The following is a 619-nucleotide window of genomic DNA, read 5'->3' on the forward strand; positions in this document are numbered from 1 at the left end:
CGTCGAACAGCGCGGCGATGCCCGCCGGCATGGCGCCCGCGCGGATGCGGCGCAGGCCCTGCGCCACCAGGCGGCGGTTGTTGCTGTCGAGGCGCACCACGTCGGCCACGGTGCCCAGCGCGACCAGCGGCAGCAGCGGCTCCAGCTTGGGCTGGCTGGCCTTGTCGAACACGCCGCGTTCGCGCAGCTCGGCGCGCAGCGCCATCAGCACGTAGAACATGACGCCCACGCCGGCGATGGATTTGCTCTCGAAGGTGCAGCCGGGCTGGTTGGGGTTGACCATGGCATCGGCCAACGGCAGCGCGGGGCCGGGCAGGTGGTGGTCGGTGACGAGCACCTGCAGGCCCAGCGCCTTGGCCTCGGCCACGCCGTCCACGCTGGCGATGCCGTTGTCCACGGTGATGAGCATGTCGGCGCCGCGCTCGTGCACGCGGCGGGCAATGCTGGGGGTGAGGCCGTAGCCGTCCGCCACGCGGTCGGGCACCAGGTAGTCCACCTGCCGCGCACCCAGCAGGCGCAGGCCGCGCACGGCCACGGCGCAGGCGGTGGCGCCGTCGCAGTCGTAGTCGGCCACCACGATGAGGCGGCGGTCCTGCGCGATGGCGTCGGCCAGCAGCAC

At 73.5% G+C, this 619-nt stretch carries 1 protein-coding gene; it reads right to left on the bottom strand.

Annotated elements, in window-relative coordinates; translation table 11 throughout:
* A partial coding sequence (locus AC27KI_RS26790) for a single-stranded-DNA-specific exonuclease RecJ (RefSeq protein WP_487116940.1) occupies positions 1-619 on the bottom strand: 619 nt, incomplete at both ends.

The organism is Acidovorax sp. KPB24-03 (genome assembly GCF_057546605.1).